Origin of the sequence: Agromyces ramosus (assembly GCF_030817175.1) — a bacterium.
Taxonomy (GTDB): Bacteria; Actinomycetota; Actinomycetes; order Actinomycetales; family Microbacteriaceae; genus Agromyces; species Agromyces ramosus_A.
On sequence record NZ_JAUSYY010000001.1, the window covers coordinates 2,465,519 to 2,486,108 of the forward strand.

The window sequence follows — 20,590 nt, forward strand, 5'->3', positions numbered from 1 at the left end:
CCCAATGGCGAAGCGCGGCGGCCGGATGCCCCGGGCGGAGACCCGCTCGCCCCGGTCGCTCGTCCCGACGACTCGATGCTGCTCACCGCACGCGGCATCCGCAAGTCGTTCGGCGACAACGAGGTGCTGCGTTCGATCGATCTCGAGGTGCGACGCGGCGAGGTCGTCGTGCTCATCGGGCCGAGCGGCTCGGGCAAGACGACGGTGCTGCGGTCGCTGAACGGGCTGGAGACACCGGATGCCGGCACCATCGACTTCGCGGGCGGGCCCGTGCTCGACTTCGCGACGCCGATCACGAAGGCTCAGCGCTTCGCGCTGCGCGACCGCTCGGCGATGGTGTTCCAGCAGCACAACCTCTTTCCGCACATGACGGTCATCGAGAACGTCATCGAGGGGCCGCTGCGCGTGCAGCGAGTGCCGAAGGCGCGGGCGATCGCCGAGGCATCCGCGCTGCTCGACCGGGTGGGGCTCGCCGAGAAGCGCGACGCCTACCCGTTCGAGCTCTCTGGCGGGCAGCAGCAGCGGGTCGGCATCGTGCGCGCCCTCGCGCTGAGACCACAGCTGCTGCTCTTCGACGAGCCGACGAGCGCGCTCGACCCCGAGCTCGTGGGCGAGGTGCTGCAGGTGATCAAGGAGCTCGCCGACGAGGGCTGGACGATGGTCGTCGTCACCCACGAGCTGAGCTTCGCGCGCCAGGCCGCCGACGAGGTGCTCTTCATGGACGGTGGCGTGGTGGTCGAGCGCGGCGCGCCCAAGCAGATCTTCACGAACCCGTCGCACGAGCGCACGCGGCGCTTCCTCGATCGGATCCTGCGGCCACTCGACTGAGCGCTGGCGTACCGTGGATGCCATGCCCGCTCGCAGCCCCGGAGTCACGGTTCGGGGCCGCGCAGTGAGGCGCGGTCTCGGCGTCTTCCGCCTGCTCGTCGCGGCGCTCGAGGTCGTCGCCCTCGTCGGCAACTTCCAGTACGTGCTCGGGTTCCGCTTCTTCGCGACGACGAACTTCTTCAGCTACTTCACCGTGCAGTCGGCGATCGGCGCCGTCGTGACGCTCGTGATCGCCGGCGCCTTCGCCCTGCTCACCCCGAGGGACCCGGCGTGGCTCGGCATCCTCCGAACGATGGTCACGGTCTACGTGCTCATCTCGGGAATCGTGTTCGGGCTCATCGTCGTGCAGGCGTCGACGCGCGACTACCGCGTCGACGTGCCATGGTCGGACACGCTGCTGCACTTCGTCGTGCCCGGGCTCGCGGTCATCGCGTGGACGACCGACAGCGTGCTCGCGGTCAATCCGCGCGTGCCGTGGTCGACCGTCGGCTGGGTGCTGGTGTATCCCTCGGTCTGGCTCGTGTACACCCTCGTTCGCGGCGCCGACGTCGGGTGGTACCCGTACTTCTTCCTCGACGAGGCACAGGTCGACGGCCCGGCGGGCGTCGCCCTCTACTGCGCGCTCGTGGTCGTGATCTTCGTGGCCCTGACCGCCGTGCTCGTGGCCGTCAACCGGGCGTTGTGGCGTAGGGGGCGAGGTCGGCGAGAATCGCCTCGCGGAACTCCTCGTCGTCGAGAGGCTCGAGTCGCGTCGCCTGCTGCGCAGCGATGACGCCGACGAGCACCGCCTCATCGGTGCCGCGGCCGACATCGATCCAGGCGGAGACGGCCGGGTCGGCTGCGACGAGGGTGAGCACGTTCGGTGCGGCGGCGGTGGTGGCCGGGGGGTCGGGCGTCGCGGCATCCGCTCGCCAGAACGCGGACTCGAACCGGAGCCAGACCAGGTCGACGATGCCCATGCCGAGCATCGAGATCGCACGCTGGTGCCGCAGCGGCAGCGACGGGCTGAAGCGCAGCGTGTCGGTCTTCAGCACGCCGAGCGGCACCGTCACGACCGCACGGTCGACGGTGAGCGATTCACCAGAGTCGAGTCGCAGGCTGACCCGCCGGTCGTTGTAGGCGATGCGGGTCACGACGCTCGACACGGCGATGTCGGCGGTGCTCGCGAGCGAGTCGACGTAGTCGGCCAGGCGTCCGGTGATGAGGCGTGTGGGCTGCTGTCGCCGCTCGGCGTCGTAGCCGAGCGCCGAGACCTGGGCGGTCGTGGCTCCTGTCGCGGGCTGCACCTCGCTCACGATCGTGTGCGCGAGCCACTCGCCCGGCGTCACACCGGCACCGTCGGGTCCGCCCACGAGAGGAACGACCCCTGAGTCGACGAGCGCGGTGGCGAGTGAGACGTCGCGCTGCTGGGCGGCGGCCCACGCCTGCGCCGCGGCGACCGCCTCGGCACCGGTCGGTGGGATCGGCGCGGGTACCCCACTCGGCGTGCGAGCCTCGACGACCGGGCGGAACGGCACGGTCGCGACGGATGCCTCGGCGAGCGCCCCCCGCAGCGCGTCGTCGCTCACGAACATCGCCCCCAGCTGCAGGGGCTTGTCGAAGCCGTCGGCGTCGACGGAGTCGACGCGTCCGCCGACCCGGCCGCGCGCCTCGATGACGACGACCTCGAAGCCCGCCTCGAGCAGGGCACGCGCGGCGGTGAGTCCCGCGATGCCCGCGCCGACGACGGCGACGCGCTCGCCGGGTTCGCCGAGGCGGATGAGCTCTTCAGCGGCGTGGAATCCGGATGCCTGTGCGCCGTGCAGCGTGCCCGGCGACTCGGGGTCGCAGGCCTCGCCGGCGATCAGCAGCCGGTCGGCGACGGGCTGGGCGAGCGCCTCGCGGAGCCTGCGATCGGCGCCGACGGCATCGAAGCTGAAGGAGCCGCGAGCGAACGGGTCGGTGCCCCACCTCGACCGGCGCATGGCGGTGGGCGTGGGAACGCCGCCGGCCGGCGGCGTGGGCGTGGGGGTCGGCGTGGCGCTCGGCGTCGACGTCGGCCGCGGGGTGGGGCTCGGCTCGGGCGACGTGCAGCTCGCGAGCGCCACCGCCGCGAGGCCTGACAACGAAGCGGCGAGGAAGGTTCGCCGGGCCATGCCGCCGGGCGTCGCCCGTGAGTCCATGGGATTCAGGCTAGCCGACGCGTGGTCGCCGGCCGTTGGATCGGCGCGGTTCGCGTCGTTGGAGGCATCCGTCGCCGCAGCGCGCAGCGCGCAGCGCGCTACGCCACGTACCCGTCGGCGATGGAGAGCGCCTCGTCGATGATGTCGAGGCCGCGCACGAGCTCGGCCTCGGTGATGACGAGCGGCGGCGCGACGTGCAAGCGGTTGAAGTGGACGAACGGCCAGAGGCCCCCCTGCTTGCACGCGGCGGCGACCGCGGCCATCGGCGCGGCATCGGCCCCGCTCGCGTTGAACGGCACGAGGGGCGCGCGCGAAGAGGCATCCGACACGAGCTCGATCGCCCAGAACAGGCCGAGCCCGCGCACCTCGCCGACTGACGGATGCCGCTCGGCCATCCCCAGCAGTCGGGGCTCGACGACGCGCGAACCGAGGTCGCGCACGCGCTCGAGGATTCCATCGCGCTCGAAGACCTCGAACGTCGCGACGCCGGCGGCGCAGGCGAGCGGATGTCCCGAATACGTGAGTCCGCCCATGAACGCCACCGTGTCGAAGTGTTCGGCGATGCGTTGCGAGATGACGACGCCACCGAGCGGCACGTAGCCCGAGTTGACGCCCTTCGCGAAGGTGATGAGGTCGGGCACGACGTCGAACGCGTTCACCGCGAACCACTCGCCGACGCGGCCGAAGCCCACCATCACCTCATCGGCGATGTACACGATGCCGAACCGGTCGCAGAGCTCGCGTACCCCCTGCAGGTAGCCGGGCGGCGGCACGAGCACGCCGTTCGTGCCGACGATCGTCTCGATGATGATCGCCGCGATCGTGCCGGCGCCCTCGAGGATGATGACCTGCTCGAGGTGCGCGAGCGCGCGCGATGCCTCCTGCTCAGGGCTGTCGGCGTGAAACGACGACCGGTACGGGTACGGCCCGAGGAAGTGCGCGACGCTGCCGTCGCTCGGCTCGTTCGCCCAGCGGCGCGGGTCGCCCGTGAGCGAGATCGCGGTGGCGGTGCCGCCGTGGTAGCTGCGGTACATCGAGAGCACCTTGCGGCGGCCGGTCACGGCTCGCGCCATGCGCACGGCGTACTCGTTGGCGTCGGTGCCGCCGTTCGTGAAGAACACCCGGTCGAGGTCGCCGGGCGACACCTCGGCGATGCGACGCGCGAGGTCGCCTCTGACATCCGATGCCATCGACGGCTGGATCGTCGAGAGCCGGCCGGCCTGCTGCTGGATCGCCGCGACGAGGTCGGGGTGCTGGTGCCCGAGGTTCAGGTTCACGAGCTGCGAACTGAAGTCGAGGTACGCGTTGCCCTGGTAGTCCCAGAACGTCGAGCCCTCGCCCGCGGCGACCGGCAGCGGGTCGATGAGGGCCTGCGCGCTCCAGGAGTGGAACACGTGCGCGCGGTCATCGGAGCGCACCTGCGCCTCGGCTGCGGCGTCGGGCAGCGGATGCCACGTGCCGCGCCGGTCGGCGTACGTCGCCGTCGCGGCATCCGCCGGCTCCGGTGCATGCATCGCCTGGGTCGCCGACGTCGGGGTGATCGTGTCGCTCATGTGCGTGCTCCGCTTCAGTGGTTCGACGGGAAGCCGAGGCTGATCTGCGACTCGTTCGGGTCGGGCCAGCGCGTGGTGACGACCTTCGAGCGGGTGTAGAAGTGCACCGACTCGGGACCGTAGATGTGCGAGTCGCCGAAGAGCGAGTTCTTCCAGCCGCCGAACGAGTAGGCGCCGATCGGCACGGGGATGGGCACGTTGACCCCGACCATGCCGACCTCGACGTCGATCTCGAACTGACGGGCCGCGCCGCCGTCGCGGGTGAAGATCGCGACGCCGTTGCCGAAGGCGTTGCCGTTGACGAGCGCGATGGCCTCGTCGTAGTTCTCGACGCGAACGACCGAGAGCACGGGGCCGAAGATCTCGTCGTCGTAGGCCCTCATGCCCGGCTCGACGTGATCGAGGAGGCTCACGCCGACGAAGAATCCGTCGCCGTCGAACACCTTCGCGGTGCCGTCGACGACGACCGTGGCGCCCTCGGCGGCCGCGCCCGTGACGTAGGAGGCGACCTTGTCGCGGTGCTCGCGCGTGATGAGCGGACCCATCTCGCTCGCGGCATCCGTGCCGTCGCCGATGACGAGGGCGTCCATGCGCGAGCGCACCGCCGCGACGAGGTCGTCGGCGACGTCGCCGACCGCGACCAGCACCGACACGGCCATGCAGCGCTCGCCGGCCGAGCCGTAGGCGGCCGAGATGGCGGCGTCGGCCGCGCCCTCGAGGTCGGCGTCGGGCATGACGACCATGTGGTTCTTCGCGCCGCCGAGGGCCTGCACGCGCTTGCCCTGCTGCGAGGCGCGCTCGTAGATGGAGCGGGCGATCGGCGTCGAGCCGACGAAGCTCACGGCGCGAACGTCGGGGGAGTCGAGGATCGCGTCGACCGCGACCTTGTCGCCGTGCACGACGTTGAGCACGCCGTCGGGCAGCCCCGCCTCCTGGAACAGCCTCGCGAGGAAGACCGAGGCGCTCGGGTCCTTCTCCGACGGCTTCAGCACCACGGTGTTGCCGCAGGCGATGGCGCTCGCCACCATCCAGAGCGGCACCATCACGGGGAAGTTGAACGGGGTGATCGCCCCGACCACGCCGACCGGCTGCTTCGTCGAGTGCACGTCGACGCCGCGGGCGACCTGCTCGGAGTGCTCGCCCTTCAGCAGGTGCACGAGACCGGCGGCGAACTCCACGTTCTCGATGCCCCGCGAGATCTCACCCGCGGCGTCCGACAGCACCTTGCCGTGCTCGCTCGTGACGATCGCGGCGAGCTCGCCCTGCCGCTCGACGAGCAGCTGCCGCAGGCGGAAGAACACGTCGGCGCGCTTCACGAGGCCCGTCGCGCGCCAGCCGGGCAGTGCCGCCTTCGCCGCCGCGATCGCACGCTCGACCTCGGCGGTCGACGCGAATGCGACCTCGTGCTGGCGCTCGCCGGTGGCGGGGTTGAAGACCGGACCGGTGCGCTCGGCGTCGGCGGTCTCGTCGCCGTCGACGAAGTGTCGGATGAGGCTCATGTGGTTCCTTCGGGTCGTCGGTGACGGATGCTGCTGGCCGCCGATTCGGCGACTGCCGCCGCTCGGCGACCGGGCGAATCGGACACACTGCCCGGCAGTCGTCTAGGCTGGCGATCCCAGTGTCACACGGGTGGAGCGGTGCAGGAGAGGCGCAGTTGATGGCAGATCGTCGCGAAGATGAGACGAACCGAACGGATCGTCCGAGCCACGTGGTGCACGACGACGGCCTGCCCACGGTGCGGGAGATCGTCGCCCTCGACGCGGTGGTGGACGGCGTGCCCGAGGTGCTCGTCGGCGGTGATGCCCTCCACGCCAGGGTGCGGTGGGCGCACGTCTCCGACAGCCCCGGGGTGGCCCGCCTCCTCGACGGCGGGGAGCTGCTGCTCTCCACGGGTGCAGGCTGGCCGACCGATCTGGGCGAGCTCCGCGCCTTCATCGAGGGCCTCGCCGCCGTCGGCATCTCCGGGCTCGTGCTCGAGCTCGGCGTGCACTACCGCTACGTGCCCGCCGTCGTCGAGGCGACTGCCCGCGAGCGTGGTCTCGCGCTCATCGCGCTCCACCGCGAGGTGAAGTTCGTCACGCTCACCGAGGCCGTGCACAGCCGCATCATCTCCGAGCAGACCGAGGCGCTGCGGGCTCGCGACGAGGTGCGCGAGCGCTTCACCGCCCTGGCGCTGCGCGGCTCGCCCGCCGACTTCATCGTGCAGCAGCTCGCGCAGACGCTCGGCGCGGCCGTCGTGCTCGAGAACCTCGCCCACGAGGTCGTGGCCGCCGAGGTGCCGCTCGCCGCCGAGGAGGACCTGTTCACCCGGTGGGAGGCCCGGTCGCGCCGCGCGCATCGGCAGCACGGGCAGGGCCACGCCGGCAGCCGTGCCGCGGCCGCCGACGAGTGGCTCATCGTGCCGGTCGAGGCGCGGGGCATCCGCTGGGGTCAGCTCGTCGCCCTGCCCGGTCCGGCGCATCCCGCCGGACGCACGAGCGTGCTCGAGCAGGGGGCCATCGCGCTTGCCCTCGGGCGGCTCGCCGACGGCGACGCCGACGAGTGGGTGCGCATCGGACGGCAGCGCCTCGTCGACGGGCTGCTCACCGGCCGGTTCGCGGGCCTGCCCGGGGCATCCGCCCGGCTCGAGGCCGCGGGCCTGCCCATCGACGGCGCCCGTCTCCTCGGCGTGGTCGTCACCGGCGCAGCCGTCACCGCGAGGGCAGCGGATGCCGCGGCGCGCGAGCTCGGCGGGCGCGCCCTCGCCGGTGCGGCCCCCGACGGCGTGCTCACAGCACCCGCGACGATCGTGCTGCTCTCGCTGCCCGACTCGCGCTCGTTCGACGACGCCGCGGCGCGCGCCTTCGCGAGGTCGCTCGCGGGCGGCGATGCCTCGGCGGCTGAGCGGCTCGTGCTCTCGGTCGGTTCGGAGGCGGCGGATCTCGACGAGCTGCTCGCGTCGGCGCAGGAGGCGATCGACCTCGCCCGAGGCCCGGTGCGGCGGGCGGTTCGCGGCCCCGTGCTGCGTCGCGCCGACGAGCGACCGCTCATGCGGCTCGTCACGGCCCTGCGCGACGATCACCGGCTCCTCGAGCACGGCGAGCGCATGCTCACACCGCTCGTCGAGTACGACCTCGCCCGCGGCGGCGACCTGCTCGACGTGCTCGGCGCGGTGCTCGCGCATCCGGGCAACCGCACCGCCGCGGCCGCAGCGTCTCACCTGTCGCGGTCGGTGTTCTACCAGCGGCTCGCGCTCATCGCCGAGCTGCTCGGTGCCGACCTCGACGACGGCGAGACGCTCACCGCCCTGCACCTGGCGCTGCTCGTGCGGCGGAGCGCCATGCGCTGACGCTGTTTCGTGGCTCGCTGTCGCGCCCGGCCGCGCTGCGCGCGCACGCGCCGCGCGCGCACCCGCACGTGCCCGTTGCCCCGTGCCGAAAACAGGCCGACACGCCGCCTTTGCACAGAGAACAGGCCAGAGTGCCCGTGCCCTCGCGCGCATTGCCTGTATTCAGCACCAACCGTTTACTTGCTATTGACAAGTGCACTTGCAAAGAGCAAGCTAAGCGTATTCCCATCCACACCGACCAGACCTGGAGGCACCGAATGCCCACCTCGATCTTCGTGAACCTGCCCACGACCGACCTTGAACGGTCGAAGGCCTTCTACACCGCCCTCGGCTACGACATCAATCCGATGTTCACCGACGACAACGCCGCCTGCGTCGTGCTCGACGACAACATCTACTTCATGGTGGTCACCCGTGACTACCTCGGCACTTTCACCGACAAGCAGATCATCGACCCGAAGACCCACGCGCAGACGAGCATCTCGTTCACCCGCGACTCCCGCGACGAGGTCGACGAGATGCTCGCCAAGGGACTCGCCGCCGGCGGCAGCGAGCCGCGCGAGGCGCAAGACCTCGGCTTCATGTACTCGCGCGACCTCGAAGACCCCGACGGCAACATCCTCGGGTTCCTCTTCATGGAGCCGGCGGCCGCCGAGAAGGGCCCCGAGGCCTACCTGGCCGAGCAGGGCGCCGGCGCATCACCGACGTCGGCCTGACCGGGCCGGCGTCATGGCCACACGCGCCGTGCGCGGCTTCGGCCAGTACAGCGGCGCAGCCCGCGCGCTCGAGCGGGTCGGGGATCGATGGGCGCTGCTCATCGTCCGCGACCTGCTCGTCGGCGCGCGCCGGTACGGTGACCTGAAGGCGGGGCTGCCGCGCATCCCGACGAACATCCTCAGCGACCGGCTCAAGGAATTGCAGGAGGCCGGCGTCATCCGACGCGTGCCCACCGTGCGCGGCGGCTACGAGCTCACCGCACTCGGGCGAGGGCTCGAACCCGTCGTCGTCGCCCTCGAGCGATGGGGGTGGTCGCTGCTCGGCGAGCCGGCCGAGGGTGAGCTCATCACGCGTGACGCGCTGGCAATCGCGCTGCGCGCGGCGTTCCAGCCGGATGCCGCAGCTGGCATGCCACCCACCGAATACGTGCTGCACGTGGGCGACGTCTCCGTGGCGGCGGTCGTCGTCGGCAGCCGGCTCGACGTCGTGCCGATCGGCCACGACGCCCTCCCGCAGCCCCGGCGCCCCGAGCCCGAGCCCGCGTTCGAGGCGACCCTCGAACTCGTGATCCGTCCGTCCGGATTCCGCGACCTCATCTCGGGCGCGCCCGACTCCGGGGCGGCCCAGATCCTCGCGGGCGACGCCGACACGATGGCGCGCTTCACGCGCACGTTCCACATCGAGCCCGCCGAGCCGCCGACGGATGCCGCCGCCGAGGCCGGCGGAGCCGCGGCATCCGTCGCCTGATCTCGGTCGGGCGCCCGAGGCGACGGCCTCAGACCGGCTGCAGCGCTTCGTGCTCGCCCTCGGGCAGGGTGATGCTGAGCGGGTCGCCCGCGCGCACGACGCCGTCGCTGAGCACGATGGCCATCACGCCCGCGAGGCGCGTGACCTGGCCGTCGGCGCCGCGGGAGACGAGCCGCTTCATGAGGCCGGACTGGAAACCGTTGATCTGCTTGCACGGGTTGCGGAGGCCCGTGATCTCGACCTCGGCGTCGGTGCCGAGCCGGATGCGGGTGCCGCGGGGCAGGGACAGCAGGTCGACGCCACGCGTCGTGACGTTCTCGCCGAGCTGTCCGGGCGCGACGGTGAAGCCGTCGACGGCGACCTCGTCGAAGAGCTCGTGGTGGACGAGGTGCACCTGGCGTAGGTTCGGCAGTGTCTCCGTGGGTCGGTACCGGACGCGTCGGATCATGGTGGGCCCGGCGTGCGCGTCGCCCGCGACGCCGTGACCCGCGATGAGCGTGATCTCCTCCTGGAGCGGCTTGCTGAAGCGGTGCACGTCGTCGCTCGCGACGGCGACGACGGTCGCGGTGGAATCGGATGCGGTGGGGCTGGGGGAGTCATCGGTCGACACCATGACTCGAGCCTACGTCCGGGTCCGGGGTCGACCTGAGGAGCGCGGGCTGATCGGACTCAGGCCTCTGGGGGTTCGCGCGACAGAGGAGAAAGACCCGTGCGGTTTCCGACGACGCCGTGGCCGGCGCACTTCTCGTGACCCTCGCACTCGCGGGCTGTACCCCGGCCCGATCGAAATCGGTGCGGCCTACCCCGAGGTCCTCGGTTTGGTGCGGACTTCGAGAAGGTCGACTGGTGCGAAGGCGTGGTTCGCCTGCATCGTGACGGAACGGGGACGGCCATTCGCTTCCTGTCGGCAGACGGCGCCAGTGTTGGATCGGTCACTGTGTCGGGTAGGGACGTCGCCGCTCCAGTCACGGTTGAAGGCATCAGCCTCGGCTCGTCGATGGATGACCTCTTCTCGGCCTACCCGGATCTCTCGCTCTCCGGCCAGCCCGCCGCCGATGCATGGGCCTATGTGATCCCGACTGACGCTGGGGGACGTATGAGTTTCCTGACGAACGACGACGAAGTTCAGGTAATGGGTGTCGGGGCCGGAATCCCGAAGGAACCCTGCACCTGACCTGCGTCGCCAACCGGGCCGGGCGTCACCGCGAGACGTAGACCTTCGACGATGCGGTCGCGGGAGGGGGACGATACCGCGGGAGTTATGGAACTGATACCAAGGATCCTCTCGAAGCCGTGGGTCAATCCATACCCTGAGATCAGGCGGTTCCCCCGCAGGTGGTCGACTCGAGGAGAACCCATGTCACGGATCCGCCCATTCGTCTCCATGGCAGCCGCATTCGCCGTATCAGTGGTCGCCGTCCTTGGCCTCGCCGGGTGCGAGCCACCCGGCGAGGCGGTCGCCAGCGAGCCGAAGACGGCCGCGCCGTCGGTGTCGCTCACACCCACGCCCACACCGATCGAGACCATGCCGGCCTCCGTCGACCCCGCCGACGTGACCACGTGGCTCATCACCACCGGGGGCATCGGTCCGTTCGAGCGCGGTGCCTCGTACCAGGAGGTCATCGCCGGTCTGCCGTCGTTCGAGGTGTCGGAGTGGTGCCCATGGGTGGCGGGTCTGTCCGCCGAGGGTGCAGGCTCCATGATCCTCACCCACCCGGAGGGCGGCGAGGAGATCATCTCGGCATGGGTCACCGGACGGGCTGATGAGGCAGGAACCATCCCCGCGTCTCCATCGACGGAGGCCGGCATCATGCTCGGATCGACGATGGACGAGCTCGGCGCCGCCTACCCCGACCTCCAGCAGGTGAACCAGGTTGGGGCGGACTCGTTCGGCTATGCCGTCGGCGATGACTCGAACGGCTATCTCGACTTCATCGTCGAAGACGGCGCCGTCGTTCTCATCGGCGTGCAAGATGTCGCCGGAGTGCCCAAGGAGTTCTGCGGCTGAACCGCTGCGGAACGCCCTCAGGGCGCGACGTAGACCTTGCGCAGCGTCTGCCGCACCGTCCAGAGCGTGCGCATGCCGGCCTCGAGTCGCATGACCGAGCCCGGCGCCAAGATGACCGGGTCGGCGATCGGATGCTCGAACTCCACCGTCGCCGCACCGAACAGCACCACGAACACCTCGTCGGCCTCGGTGTCACGCATCGCGCCGGGGGTCATCTCCCACACGCCGACCGTGCCGCCGTCGGACTCGTCGAGCACCGCGTGACCCGTGGCCGGCGTGCCGGCGACCACCTGGTCGCGCGGCACCGGCTCGTGCTCGAGCGCGAGCGATGCGGCATCCGTCACCGTCGCCGCCCTGAGCCGCAGCTCGTCGCTCATGAGTCGAACCCGAGCCCGAGTGCGTCGAGGGTCTTCAGCAGCAGGTTCCGCCGGCCGCGGTTGTGGTCGGCGCGGTCGAGCGACCAGCGGGTCGCGTTGATGCCGAGCGCGGCGGCGGGCTCTGGCGGGAACGGCAGCGGGCGCTCGCGCACCATCTGCAGCGAGAGGCGCTCGGTCTCGCGGTGCTCGAGCCGGTCGAGCATCACCTCGGCGGCGAAGCGGGTCGCCGCGACGCCGAGGCCCGTGAACCCGGCGGCGTAGGCGACCCGGTCGTCGCGAGCGGTGCCGTAGAACGCGCAGAACCGGGTGCTGGTGTCGATGGCGCCGGCCCAGCGATGACTGAATCGCAGCCCCTCGAGCTGCGGGAAGGTCGTGAAGAAGTGGCTCGCGAGGCGTTCGTACGACTCGGCGCGCTCCTCGTACTGCCCGCGGACCCGACCGCCGTAGTGGTAGATGGCGTCGTAGCCGCCGTAGAGGATGCGGTTGTCACGCGTCATGCGGGAGTAGTGGAACTGGTTCGCCATGTCGCCGATTCCCTGCCGGTCGGCCCAGCCGATCGAGTGCAGCTGCTCGGCCGAGAGCGGCTCGGTCATGAGCACGTAGTCGTAGACCGGCACGGTCATGAGCGTGTTGCGCTTGAGGAGCGAGGGGAACACGTTGGTCGCGAGCACGGCGCGCGCGGCGACGACGCTGCCCCCGCCGGTCACGAGCTCGACCGCGCCCGTCGATCCGGGCGTCTCGATGCGGCGCACCGGTGACTGCTCGAAGATCTCGACGCCGAGCTCCTCGGCGACGCGAGCGAGTTCGGCGGCGAGCTTCGCGGGGTGCAGCAGGGCACTCGTGCGGGTGTGCCAGACGGCACCGAGGTAGGTGGGGGAGGCGACGGATGCCTGCACCTCGTGCTCGTCGAGGAGGCGCACCGTGTCGTCGCCGCGCGCCGCGGCATCGGCTGCCGTCTCGTGCAGCCACTCGACCTGGTGCGGCTCGACCGCGACGTCGAGTGAGCCGTTGCGCTCGAACTCGAAGTCCATGCCGAGCTCGGCTTCGGCGGCGCCGATCGCGTCGAGGTTCTCGAGGCCGAGCCGGTCGAGGGTGTCGAGTTCCTTCGGCCAGCGGGCGAGCCCGTTCTCGCGACCGTGCGTGAGGCTCGCCTCGCAGAAGCCGCCGTTGCGACCGGACGCCGCCCAGCCGATGGTCTTCGCCTCGACGAGCACGACGCGCGCATTCGGGTTGCGTCGCTTCGCGAGCACCGCCGTCCAGAGGCCGGTGTAGCCGCCGCCGACGATCGCGAGATCGGCGACGCGTTCGCCCGCGAGCTTGGGCCGGACCGCCTTCGCTTCGGCGGACAGGTCGTCGAGCCAGAACACCGAGTGCACGGTGTGCTCGAGCGAATGGGCGATGACGGATGCCGGTGGCAGTCGTCGCTCGAAGACGGTGGTTCCCACAGGATCACTCCGATTGCTGTCGTGTGATTCCATCCTCCTGCTCGGCCCGTGGCCGCGCTACGGGCTTGCTGTCGGGACATCCGCCCGTCGCCGGACAAGCCGACCGGATGCCGCGTGTCGGTGCGTCACGCCAAGATGAGCTGTGCCCGACACCATCGACTACGCCCGCTACGAGCTCGAGTTCGACGCCGACTTCTCCGGCCCCGACCTCGATCCCGCGCAGTGGCTGCCGTACTACCTGCCGCAATGGTCGAGCCGCGAGACGAGTCGCGCCCGGTACGAGGTGGGCGACGGCCTGCTCACCTTGCGCATCGACGCCGACCAGCCTCCGTGGTCCACGGAGTACGACGGGTCGGTTCGGGTGTCGAACCTGCAGACGGGGGTGCGGTCGGGCCCGGTGGGCAGCACCTCGGGGCAGCATCCGTTCCGCGACTCGCTCCTCGTGCGTGAGGCCCAGACCGAAGAGCGGCTGTACGCGCCCCGGTACGGCGTCATCGAGGTGCGCGCGGCCGCCAGCCCCGACCCCCACAGCATGGTCGCCCTCTGGATGATCGGCGTCGAAGACGAGCCCGAGCACTCGGCCGAGATCTGCGTCATGGAGATCTTCGGCCGAGAGGCGACCGAGGCCTCGGCACTCGTCGGCATGGGCGTGCACCCCTTCAACGACCCCGCGATCATCGACGACTTCGCGAAGGTCCCCGTCGACGTCGATGTGCGCGACTTCCGCGACTACGCCGTCGAATGGAGCCCCGAAGGTGTGCGCTTCTTCATCGACGGGAGCCTCGTGCGCTCCACGAGCCAATCGCCCGACTACCCGATGCAGCTCATGCTCGACATCTTCCACTTCCCGCCAGACGCGGGCTACGCGGGCGATGCGGGCCCGTATCCCAAGGAGTTCCGCGTGCAGCGCGTGCGTGGGTTCCGGCACGTGTAGCCCGTTCGCCGGTCAGGGGCGGGGCGCGTGCGCCTCGAGGAACTGGAACACCTCGGTCTGGTCGACGCCCGGGAACGTGCCGGTGGGCAGCGCTGCGAGCAGGCTCGTCGGGGTTCGCGCCGCCGGCCACGACTGGTCGGCCCAGCGGTCGGCGAGGTCGCCCGGCGGGCGGCGGCAGCAGCTCTCGTCGGGGCAGCGCGACACCGCTCGGTGCGGTGTCTCCCGCCCGCGGAACCACTTCACGTGCTCGAACGGCACGCCCACCGACACCGAGTACTCGCCCTCCTTCGCCTTCTCGATGCGCGAGGTGCACCAGAAGGTGCCCGACTGGGTGTCGGTGTACTGGTACCAGGGGCTGAACCGGTCTTCGACGTCGAAGACCGTGCGCGCGGTCCAGTTGCGGCAGACGGTGGTGCCCTCGACGGCGCCCAGCGCATCGGAGGGGAACCGCACGCGATCGTTCTCGTAGGCCTTGATGATCGTGCCGGACTCGTGCACCTTCATGAAGTGCACCGGGATGTCGAGGCGCGCGGTCGCGAGGTTCGTGAAGCGGTGCGCTGCCGTCTCGTATGACACCGCGAAGTGGTCGCGGAGCTCTTCCATCGAGATGCGACGCAGGTTCTTCGCCTCGGTGAGGTAGCGCACCGCGGCCCGCTCGGGCAACAGGATCGCGGCGGTGAGGTAGTTCGTCTCGATGCGCTGACGCAGGAAGTCGCCGTAGTTGCGCGGCTCGTCGTGGTCGAGCAGGTGGCTCGCGAGCGCCTGCAGGATGGGCGACCGCGAGTCGCGCGACGGCGACTGCTGCGTCGGCAGGTAGATGCGCCCGTGCCGCTTGTCGGTGACCGAGCGGGTCGAGTGCGGCAGGTCGCCGACGTAGTGCAGCGAGTAGCCGAGGTGCGAGGCCATGTCGGCGACGAGCTGGTGGGAGACCGGTCCGCCGGCGTGCCCGACCGCTTCGAGGAGCTCTGCGGCCTTCGCCTCGAGCTCGGGATAGAAGTTGTCGCGGGCTCGCATCTCGGCGCGGAGCTCGGCGTTGGCGCGTCGCGCCTCCTCGGGCGTCGCGGCCCGCTCGCGGTGCAGCCGGTCGATCTCGTGGTGCAACGTGAGGATCGTCTGCAACGTCTGGTCGGTGAGGCCCTTGCCGACGCGGAACGGCGGCAGTCCGAGGGCGGCGAAGACGGGCCCGCGCTGGGCGCGCTCGACGGCGATCTCGAGGGCGGCACGTTCGCTCGGGGCATCCGTTCGGAGCAGTTCGTCGACGGATGTCCCGAGTGCGAGTGCGATCGTGCGCAGCATCGAGAGCCGGGGCTCGCGCTTGCCGTTCTCGATCGCCGACACCTGCGACGGCGCCCGATCGATCGCGGCGGCGAGCTCGCCGAGGGTCATGCCGCGAGCAGTGCGCCGCTCGCGGATGCGACGGCCGAGTGTGAGTGCGTCGACCTCATCGGCGGCCGGTTCGGCGATGCCGGCCGCGCCGGCCGCGCCGGCCGCGCCGGCGGCTGGCGCGGGGCGGGTGACGGCGAGTGCCGTCGAACCGGAGCGATCCGCAGTGACCATGATTCGATGCTCACATGCGCGAGCGGATGCCGCAAACGGAAGAATCGCGATTGTTCTGTCGTTTGCGCCGATTCGCCGCGGAACGACCATGTTGGGTGGCATCCGAGCAGCGAAGAAGCGCCGTTCTGCACGAGGTTCACGCCGTCAACTGCGGCTTGAGCTCGTTCGAGAAGAACTCCATGAAGCCGTCGGGGTCGGGGCCGTTGTTCGCGAGCACCACGTGGTCGTAGCCCGCCTGCTCGTAGCTGCGGATCGCCTCGAGGTGCTTCGCGGCATCGGGTCCGCACGGCATCTGCTTCGCGACGTCCTCTTCACGAACGAAGCGAGCGGATGCCTCGAAGTTCGCGGGGTTCGGCAGCTCGCTCATGACCTTCCAGCCGGTGAAGGACCAGCGGCTCGACTCGAAGGCCGCCTTCACCGCCGACGCCTCGTCTTCAGCCCACGCGAGCCCCACCTCGCCATAGGTCGGCCCGCTGCCTCCGGCGTCACGGAATGCCTGCAGCAGCTTCGGCTTCGGCTCGGTGCCGAACATGCCGTCGCCGAGCTCGGCGGCGAGCGCCGCAGCCTGCGGGCCGCCCGCAGCCACGGCGATCACCGGCAGTTCGTCGGGCAGGTCGAACACTCGGGCATCCTCGAGGTCGAGGTATTCGCCGCGGTAGGACTGGTAGCCGCCCTCCCACAGCAGCCGGATGATCTCGAGTGCCTCGCGCAGCATCGCCTGCCGCTCGGCGACCGCCGGGAACCCGCGGCCCACGACGTGTTCGTTGAGGCGCTCGCCGGAGCCCACGCCGAGGGTGAACCGTCCATCGGAGACGAGGCTCATGGTGGCGGCGGCCTGCGCGATGATCGCCGGGTGGTACCGCACCGTCGGACAGGTGACGCCGGTCGCGAGCCCGAGCGACGTCGTCTTCGCGGCGATCGCGCCGAGCACCGTCCACGCGAACGGGGAGTGACCCTGCGAGTCGAGCCAGGGATGGAAGTGGTCGCTGATCTCGACGAAGTCGAATCCGGATGCCTCGGCGAGCTCGGCCTGGCGCACGAGCTCCTGTGGGCCGAAGCCCTCGGCGGAGAGCTTGTAACCGTAGCGCATGGTGTTTCCCCTTCGACACCGGCGAGGTTACGCAGTCGGCAGCCGCCGCGGAAGGCGGTTGCGCCGCGCATGGCGGCTGGTGAGAATGCGTGGCGGCACCGCGTCCGGCGCGTCCCGCGCGCGGGCGCGTGGCGCACGCAGCCGTGCGGTTATACGCCTCCCTTCCCGTCGGGGCAAGTCCCTGTTCACGTGAGAACCGGCGACCTAACGTGGCGCTACCGGACCGCCTCGGTCCGGACCACCCGTGGACGACCAGGAGGAGAGTCGACGATGACGAACCACACCTCATCGGATGTGCCCGGCACCACCGTGCCCGACACGCAGTCCGGCATCCAGACCGGAACGCCGGTCGGCACGCAGACCGGCACGCCGGTCGGCGGCAAGCCGCCGCTCAAGGACGAAGCGGCGACCGTCGCTGCGGACGCCGGTGACGCGGGCCGTCGCGTGATGGATGTCGCGAAGGACGAGACCAAGGGCGTCGCCGAGGAGACCCGCCACCAGGTTCGCCGTCTCACCGACGAAGTCGGCAGCGAGCTGCGTCAGCAGGCGGCCACGCAGCAGGTGCGCGTCGCCCAGGGACTTCGCTCGGCCGGCTCGGAGTTCTCGCAGATGGCCCAGGGATCGACGAACTCCGGGTACGCGACCGAGCTCGTGCGAGCGGCAGGCAACAAGGCCGATTCCGTCGCGCAGTGGCTCGACGCACGTGATCCCGGCTCCCTCCTGCAGGAGGTCAAGGGCTTCGCGCGCCGTCGGCCCGGCGTCTTCATCGCCATCGCCGTCGGGGCGGGCATCGTCGCCGGCCGTCTCACCCGTGCGCTCACGGCGCCCGAGGACACGTCGGGCACGGCGGCATCCGGAACCGGCTCCCGACCGGTGGGACTGACCACCTCAGGCCTTGGCGCGAGCGGTTCCACGGTGCCGACCGGTGACACCTGGGTGCCGGCAAGCCCCGGCGTCGCGGGTGACCGGTACACCGAGACGCCGAGCGTCGAGGCGAGCGAGTACCCCGACGCGAACGAGTATCCCGAGACGACCGAGTTTCCCGAGGGAGGCGGACGGCGATGACCGATGTTCCCCGTCACGGCATGCCCGCGTCCACGCACGCGCAGCCGGCCGACGTGCCGACGCCGTCCGAACAGCAGGCTGCGACCACGTCGCTCGGCGGCCTTCTCGCCGAGGTGAGCCGTGACATCTCGACGCTCATGCGACAGGAGGTCGAGCTCGCGAAGGCGGAGCTCAAGCAGACCGCCAAGCAGACGGGCAAGGGCGCAGGGTTCTACGGCGGTGCCGGCGTGGCCGGCATCTTCACCCTGCTGTTCCTGTCGATCGCCCTCTGGTGGGCGCTCGGCTACCTGATGGGCAACGCCTGGTCCGCCGTGATCGTCGCGGTGCTGTGGGGCATCGTCGCCGCGGTGCTCTACTTCACCGGCAAGAAGGAGTTCGACGAGGTCGAGGGCATGCCCCAGACCGTGGACTCGGTCAAGCAGATCCCCGACGCGCTGAAGAGGAATGAGGAGAACCGATGAGCAACCCGGATGTCGTCCGTTCGGACGACCCTGATGTGATCCGCTCGGACATCGAGCGCACCCGACGTGAGCTCGGACAGGATGTCGACGCGCTCGCCGACAAGGTGAACCCGGGCAAGGCGGCCCAGCGCCAGACCGAGAAGGTTCGTCGCGCTGCGACCCGCCTGAAGGACCGGGTCATGGGCACCGCCTCCGATGTCGTGGACTCGACCCAGGACGCGGTCGGCCACGCCGGTGAGGCCGTCGCCGACGCACCGCGCAAGGTGGCCTCGGCCACGCAGGGCAACCCGGTCGCCGTGGGCCTCATCGCCTTCGGCGTCGGTTGGCTCCTGTCGTCGCTCGTTCCGGCGTCGAAGCCCGAGCGCGACATGGCGGACAAGCTGGAATCGGCCGCCGCCCCGCTCGTCGACGAGGTGCGCGACCTGGCGAAGGAGTCCGCCGACCACCTGCGGGAGCCCGCCCGCGAGGCGGTCGATGCCGTGAAGGGACGTGCCGCCGAGGCCGTGGACACCGTCAAGGCCGAGGGCGCCGATGCGGCGACCGAGGTGCAGGCGGAGGCCAAGCATGCGGCCGAGCGCCAGATGGAATGACTCGAACGTCGAGCTGACGCGATTCGGCGCCTCACCCGGACGGGTGAGGCGCCGGACGTTCGTTCAGGCGTCGGATGCCGCGTACACTCGCTGGCCCTCGACGAAGGTCTGCGACACCCGCGTCGCACCGATCTCGGCGGCCGGCCCTGCGAATGGGTCGCGATCGAGCACGACGAGGTCGGCGAGCTTGCCCACCTCGATGGTGCCGGTGTCGTCGAGGTGGTTCACGAACGCCGACCCGGCCGTATACGCGGTCAGCGACGTCGTGAGGTCGATCGCCTGCTCGGGGAGGAACGCCTCGAACTCACCCTCCTCGTGACCCGGCGCGGCCTTCCGATTCACCGCGACGTGGATCGCCGCGAGCGGATCGGGGGTCGACACCGACCAGTCGCTGCCCGCCGCGAGCACCGCTCCCGACCGCAGCAGGTCGCCGAACGGGTATTGCCACGCGTCGCGCGGGGATCCGAGGAACGGCAGCGTGAGCTCCACCATCTGCGGCTCGAGCGCCGCCCACAGCGACTGCATGTTCGCGACCACGCCGAGCTCACGGAAGCGTGGCACGTCTTCTGGGTGAACGACCTGGATGTGCGCGATGTGGTGGCGGTGGTCGTTGCGTCCGTTCCGCTCGATCGCGTGGGACACCGCATCGAGGCACTCGCGCACCGCTCGGTCGCCGATCGCGTGGAAATGCAGCTGGAACCCCAGCGCGTCGAGCTGCGGCGCAGCCTCGTTCAGGAGCTCGGGCGGAACGAACGAGATGCCCGAATTGTCGGTGGCGTGCCCGTGCCCGTCGTGGTACGGCTCGAGCATCGCCGCGGTGAAGTTCTCGGCGACCCCGTCTTGCATGATCTTGATGCTCGTCGCCGCGAAGCGCCCGCCCCGATACGTCGAACGTTTCTCGATGAGCTCGGGGATCTGCTCGAGCCCCCGTGTGCGGTCCCACCAGAGCGCGCCGACGACGCGCCCGGTGAGCGCGCCGGATGCCGCAGCGGCGACGTAGGCCGGACCGGGATCGCCCGCGTCGCCGTAGCTGCCGACGATGGCGTCCTGCCACGCGGTGACCCCGTAGGAGTGCAGGTATCGCTGCCCGAGGAGGAGCGCCTCGGTGAGCTGCTCGACCGTGGTCTCGGGGAAGAGCCGGTTCACGAGCGACATCGCGCCCTCGTGCAGCGTGCCGGTGGGCTCGCCGGATGCATCGCGCTCGATGCGGCCGTCGGCGGGGTCGGGCGTCTGCCGGTCGATGCCGGCGAGCCGGAGCGCGACCGAGTTCACCCACGCCCCGTGCCCGTCGCGGTTCGGCAGGAAGGCCGGCCGGTCGGGCACGACGGTGTCGAGTGCCGCCGCCGTCGGCGTGCCGCCCGGGAACGCCGACATCGACCAGCCGCCGCCGAGCAGCCACTCCTCATCGGGGTGCGCGGCGGCGTACGCGGCGATGCGGTCGAGGTACTCGTGCTCGGTGGCGAACTCCGACAGGTCGCAGCGCATAAGGTCGAGGCCGCCCCACACCGGATGCACGTGCGCGTCCTGGAAGCCCGGCAGGAGCAGGCGACCGGCCAGGTCGACGACCTCGGTGGCGGGGCCGATGAGATTGCGCACGTCGTCGGCGGCACCGACCGCGACGATGCGTCCGCCACGGACCGCGACGGCGCTGGCCCGGGAACGCACGGTGTTCGCGGTGAAGACGGGTCCGCCCGTGAAGACGAGGTCGGCGTCGGTCATCTGGGTCCT

20 protein-coding genes are annotated in these 20,590 nt (G+C 70.8%); 11 read left to right on the forward strand and 9 right to left on the reverse strand.

Annotation, left to right across the window (positions count from 1 at the left end; genetic code table 11):
- Window positions 1-75 precede the first annotated feature (75 nt).
- Both QFZ26_RS11570 and QFZ26_RS11575 read left to right on the forward strand, forming a co-directional pair.
- Window positions 76-828 (forward strand): amino acid ABC transporter ATP-binding protein, encoded by a 753-nt coding sequence (locus QFZ26_RS11570; RefSeq protein ID WP_307045056.1) that lies wholly within the window; start codon window positions 76-78, stop codon window positions 826-828.
- Window positions 829-850: 22 nt separating this feature from the next.
- A complete protein-coding gene (locus QFZ26_RS11575; RefSeq protein WP_307042223.1) occupies window positions 851-1,600 on the forward strand; it encodes a Pr6Pr family membrane protein in 750 nt (249 codons plus the stop codon).
- Here QFZ26_RS11575 and QFZ26_RS11580 read toward each other — a convergent pair.
- From QFZ26_RS11580 to QFZ26_RS11590, 3 genes are all read right to left on the reverse strand, one after another.
- The gene (locus QFZ26_RS11580) at window positions 1,497-2,990 is read right to left on the reverse strand and encodes a flavin monoamine oxidase family protein (protein ID WP_307042225.1); all 1,494 of its coding nucleotides are present in this window, start codon (window positions 2,988-2,990) and stop codon (window positions 1,497-1,499) included. The genes QFZ26_RS11575 and QFZ26_RS11580 overlap by 104 nt on opposite strands.
- Window positions 2,991-3,088: 98 nt before the next feature.
- On the reverse strand, window positions 3,089-4,504 hold the full coding sequence (locus QFZ26_RS11585) for an aspartate aminotransferase family protein (RefSeq protein WP_373460759.1): 1,416 nt from the start codon (window positions 4,502-4,504) through the stop codon (window positions 3,089-3,091).
- A gap of 53 nt (window positions 4,505-4,557) precedes the next feature.
- Window positions 4,558-6,042, reverse strand: coding sequence for a CoA-acylating methylmalonate-semialdehyde dehydrogenase (locus QFZ26_RS11590; RefSeq protein ID WP_307042226.1), 1,485 nt, complete (start codon window positions 6,040-6,042; stop codon window positions 4,558-4,560).
- Between the two features lie 158 nt (window positions 6,043-6,200).
- Here QFZ26_RS11590 and QFZ26_RS11595 point away from each other — a divergent pair, with 158 nt between their 5' ends.
- The 3 genes from QFZ26_RS11595 (at window position 6,201) to QFZ26_RS11605 (ending at window position 9,335) form a co-directional block, all read left to right on the forward strand.
- Window positions 6,201-7,871: a PucR family transcriptional regulator gene (locus QFZ26_RS11595; protein ID WP_307042228.1), complete on the forward strand. Its 1,671-nt coding sequence runs from the start codon at window positions 6,201-6,203 to the stop codon at window positions 7,869-7,871.
- A 257-nt stretch (window positions 7,872-8,128) separates the two neighbouring features.
- Window positions 8,129-8,587: a VOC family protein gene (locus QFZ26_RS11600; protein ID WP_307042230.1), complete on the forward strand. Its 459-nt coding sequence runs from the start codon at window positions 8,129-8,131 to the stop codon at window positions 8,585-8,587.
- A gap of 13 nt (window positions 8,588-8,600) precedes the next feature.
- The gene (locus QFZ26_RS11605; protein WP_307042232.1) at window positions 8,601-9,335 is read left to right on the forward strand and encodes a winged helix-turn-helix transcriptional regulator; all 735 of its coding nucleotides are present in this window, start codon (window positions 8,601-8,603) and stop codon (window positions 9,333-9,335) included.
- A gap of 28 nt (window positions 9,336-9,363) precedes the next feature.
- Here the strand turns inward: QFZ26_RS11605 and QFZ26_RS11610 are convergent, their stop codons facing one another.
- Window positions 9,364-9,948 (reverse strand): MOSC domain-containing protein, encoded by a 585-nt coding sequence (locus QFZ26_RS11610; protein WP_307042234.1) that lies wholly within the window; start codon window positions 9,946-9,948, stop codon window positions 9,364-9,366.
- 243 nt (window positions 9,949-10,191) lie between these two features.
- Between QFZ26_RS11610 and QFZ26_RS11615 the strand changes: the two genes are divergently transcribed.
- Together QFZ26_RS11615 and QFZ26_RS11620 are read left to right on the forward strand one after the other, a co-directional pair.
- A complete protein-coding gene (locus tag QFZ26_RS11615) occupies window positions 10,192-10,509 on the forward strand; it encodes a hypothetical protein (RefSeq protein ID WP_307042236.1) in 318 nt (105 codons plus the stop codon).
- A gap of 183 nt (window positions 10,510-10,692) precedes the next feature.
- A complete protein-coding gene (locus QFZ26_RS11620) occupies window positions 10,693-11,343 on the forward strand; it encodes a hypothetical protein (protein WP_307042239.1) in 651 nt (216 codons plus the stop codon).
- Window positions 11,344-11,360: 17 nt separating this feature from the next.
- Here QFZ26_RS11620 and QFZ26_RS11625 read toward each other — a convergent pair whose 3' ends face one another.
- Complete coding sequence (locus tag QFZ26_RS11625) at window positions 11,361-11,720, reverse strand: cupin domain-containing protein (RefSeq protein ID WP_307042241.1); 360 nt, start codon at window positions 11,718-11,720, stop codon at window positions 11,361-11,363.
- Window positions 11,717-13,165: an NAD(P)/FAD-dependent oxidoreductase gene (locus QFZ26_RS11630; protein WP_307042243.1), complete on the reverse strand. Its 1,449-nt coding sequence runs from the start codon at window positions 13,163-13,165 to the stop codon at window positions 11,717-11,719. Before QFZ26_RS11630 ends, QFZ26_RS11625 begins: the two co-directional genes overlap by 4 nt.
- A gap of 142 nt (window positions 13,166-13,307) precedes the next feature.
- On the opposite strand from QFZ26_RS11630, the gene QFZ26_RS11635 reads away from it, so the two are divergent.
- Entirely contained in the window at window positions 13,308-14,099 is a 792-nt protein-coding gene (locus QFZ26_RS11635) for a glycoside hydrolase family 16 protein (RefSeq protein ID WP_307042245.1), read from the forward strand.
- A 12-nt stretch (window positions 14,100-14,111) separates the two neighbouring features.
- Here QFZ26_RS11635 and QFZ26_RS11640 read toward each other — a convergent pair whose 3' ends face one another.
- Window positions 14,112-15,656 carry a helix-turn-helix domain-containing protein gene (locus tag QFZ26_RS11640; RefSeq protein WP_307042247.1) on the reverse strand — a complete coding sequence of 515 codons (1,545 nt, stop codon included), beginning with the start codon at window positions 15,654-15,656 and terminating at the stop codon, window positions 14,112-14,114.
- Between the two features lie 136 nt (window positions 15,657-15,792).
- Window positions 15,793-16,746 (reverse strand): TIGR03557 family F420-dependent LLM class oxidoreductase, encoded by a 954-nt coding sequence (locus tag QFZ26_RS11645; protein ID WP_307042249.1) that lies wholly within the window; start codon window positions 16,744-16,746, stop codon window positions 15,793-15,795.
- 270 nt (window positions 16,747-17,016) lie between these two features.
- On the opposite strand from QFZ26_RS11645, the gene QFZ26_RS11650 reads away from it, so the two are divergent.
- From QFZ26_RS11650 to QFZ26_RS11660, 3 genes are read left to right on the forward strand one after another with little or no spacing between them, the layout of a single operon-like run.
- The gene (locus QFZ26_RS11650; RefSeq protein WP_307042251.1) at window positions 17,017-17,811 is read left to right on the forward strand and encodes a hypothetical protein; all 795 of its coding nucleotides are present in this window, start codon (window positions 17,017-17,019) and stop codon (window positions 17,809-17,811) included.
- Window positions 17,808-18,272, forward strand: a complete 465-nt coding sequence (locus QFZ26_RS11655) for a phage holin family protein (RefSeq protein WP_307042253.1) — start codon at window positions 17,808-17,810, stop codon at window positions 18,270-18,272. Before QFZ26_RS11650 ends, QFZ26_RS11655 begins: the two co-directional genes overlap by 4 nt.
- Window positions 18,269-18,862, forward strand: a complete 594-nt coding sequence (locus QFZ26_RS11660; protein WP_307042255.1) for a DUF3618 domain-containing protein — start codon at window positions 18,269-18,271, stop codon at window positions 18,860-18,862. The genes QFZ26_RS11655 and QFZ26_RS11660 overlap by 4 nt, the downstream gene beginning before the upstream one ends.
- 63 nt (window positions 18,863-18,925) lie before the next feature.
- On the opposite strand, the gene QFZ26_RS11665 is transcribed toward QFZ26_RS11660, so the two are convergent.
- Entirely contained in the window at window positions 18,926-20,581 is a 1,656-nt protein-coding gene (locus tag QFZ26_RS11665; RefSeq protein ID WP_307042258.1) for an amidohydrolase, read from the reverse strand.
- Window positions 20,582-20,590: the final 9 nt, after the last annotated feature.

Bases quoted from the DNA above. Each gene is read 5' to 3' on its own strand.
- QFZ26_RS11575 (WP_307042223.1), top strand. From the start codon at position 851: ATGCCCGCTCGCAGCCCCGGAGTCACGGTTCGGGGCCGCGCAGTGAGG.
- QFZ26_RS11645 (WP_307042249.1), bottom strand. From the start codon at position 16,746: ATGCGCTACGGTTACAAGCTCTCCGCCGAGGGCTTCGGCCCACAGGAG.
- QFZ26_RS11605 (WP_307042232.1), top strand. From the start codon at position 8,601: ATGGCCACACGCGCCGTGCGCGGCTTCGGCCAGTACAGCGGCGCAGCC.
- QFZ26_RS11640 (WP_307042247.1), bottom strand. From the start codon at position 15,656: ATGGTCACTGCGGATCGCTCCGGTTCGACGGCACTCGCCGTCACCCGC.
- QFZ26_RS11595 (WP_307042228.1), top strand. From the start codon at position 6,201: ATGGCAGATCGTCGCGAAGATGAGACGAACCGAACGGATCGTCCGAGC.
- QFZ26_RS11620 (WP_307042239.1), top strand. From the start codon at position 10,693: ATGTCACGGATCCGCCCATTCGTCTCCATGGCAGCCGCATTCGCCGTA.
- QFZ26_RS11600 (WP_307042230.1), top strand. From the start codon at position 8,129: ATGCCCACCTCGATCTTCGTGAACCTGCCCACGACCGACCTTGAACGG.
- QFZ26_RS11665 (WP_307042258.1), bottom strand. From the start codon at position 20,581: ATGACCGACGCCGACCTCGTCTTCACGGGCGGACCCGTCTTCACCGCG.
- QFZ26_RS11650 (WP_307042251.1), top strand. From the start codon at position 17,017: ATGACGAACCACACCTCATCGGATGTGCCCGGCACCACCGTGCCCGAC.
- QFZ26_RS11590 (WP_307042226.1), bottom strand. From the start codon at position 6,042: ATGAGCCTCATCCGACACTTCGTCGACGGCGACGAGACCGCCGACGCC.
- QFZ26_RS11655 (WP_307042253.1), top strand. From the start codon at position 17,808: ATGACCGATGTTCCCCGTCACGGCATGCCCGCGTCCACGCACGCGCAG.
- QFZ26_RS11580 (WP_307042225.1), bottom strand. From the start codon at position 2,990: ATGGACTCACGGGCGACGCCCGGCGGCATGGCCCGGCGAACCTTCCTC.
- QFZ26_RS11585 (WP_373460759.1), bottom strand. From the start codon at position 4,504: ATGCATGCACCGGAGCCGGCGGATGCCGCGACGGCGACGTACGCCGAC.
- QFZ26_RS11660 (WP_307042255.1), top strand. From the start codon at position 18,269: ATGAGCAACCCGGATGTCGTCCGTTCGGACGACCCTGATGTGATCCGC.
- QFZ26_RS11625 (WP_307042241.1), bottom strand. From the start codon at position 11,720: ATGAGCGACGAGCTGCGGCTCAGGGCGGCGACGGTGACGGATGCCGCA.
- QFZ26_RS11570 (WP_307045056.1), top strand. From the start codon at position 76: ATGCTGCTCACCGCACGCGGCATCCGCAAGTCGTTCGGCGACAACGAG.
- QFZ26_RS11610 (WP_307042234.1), bottom strand. From the start codon at position 9,948: ATGGTGTCGACCGATGACTCCCCCAGCCCCACCGCATCCGATTCCACC.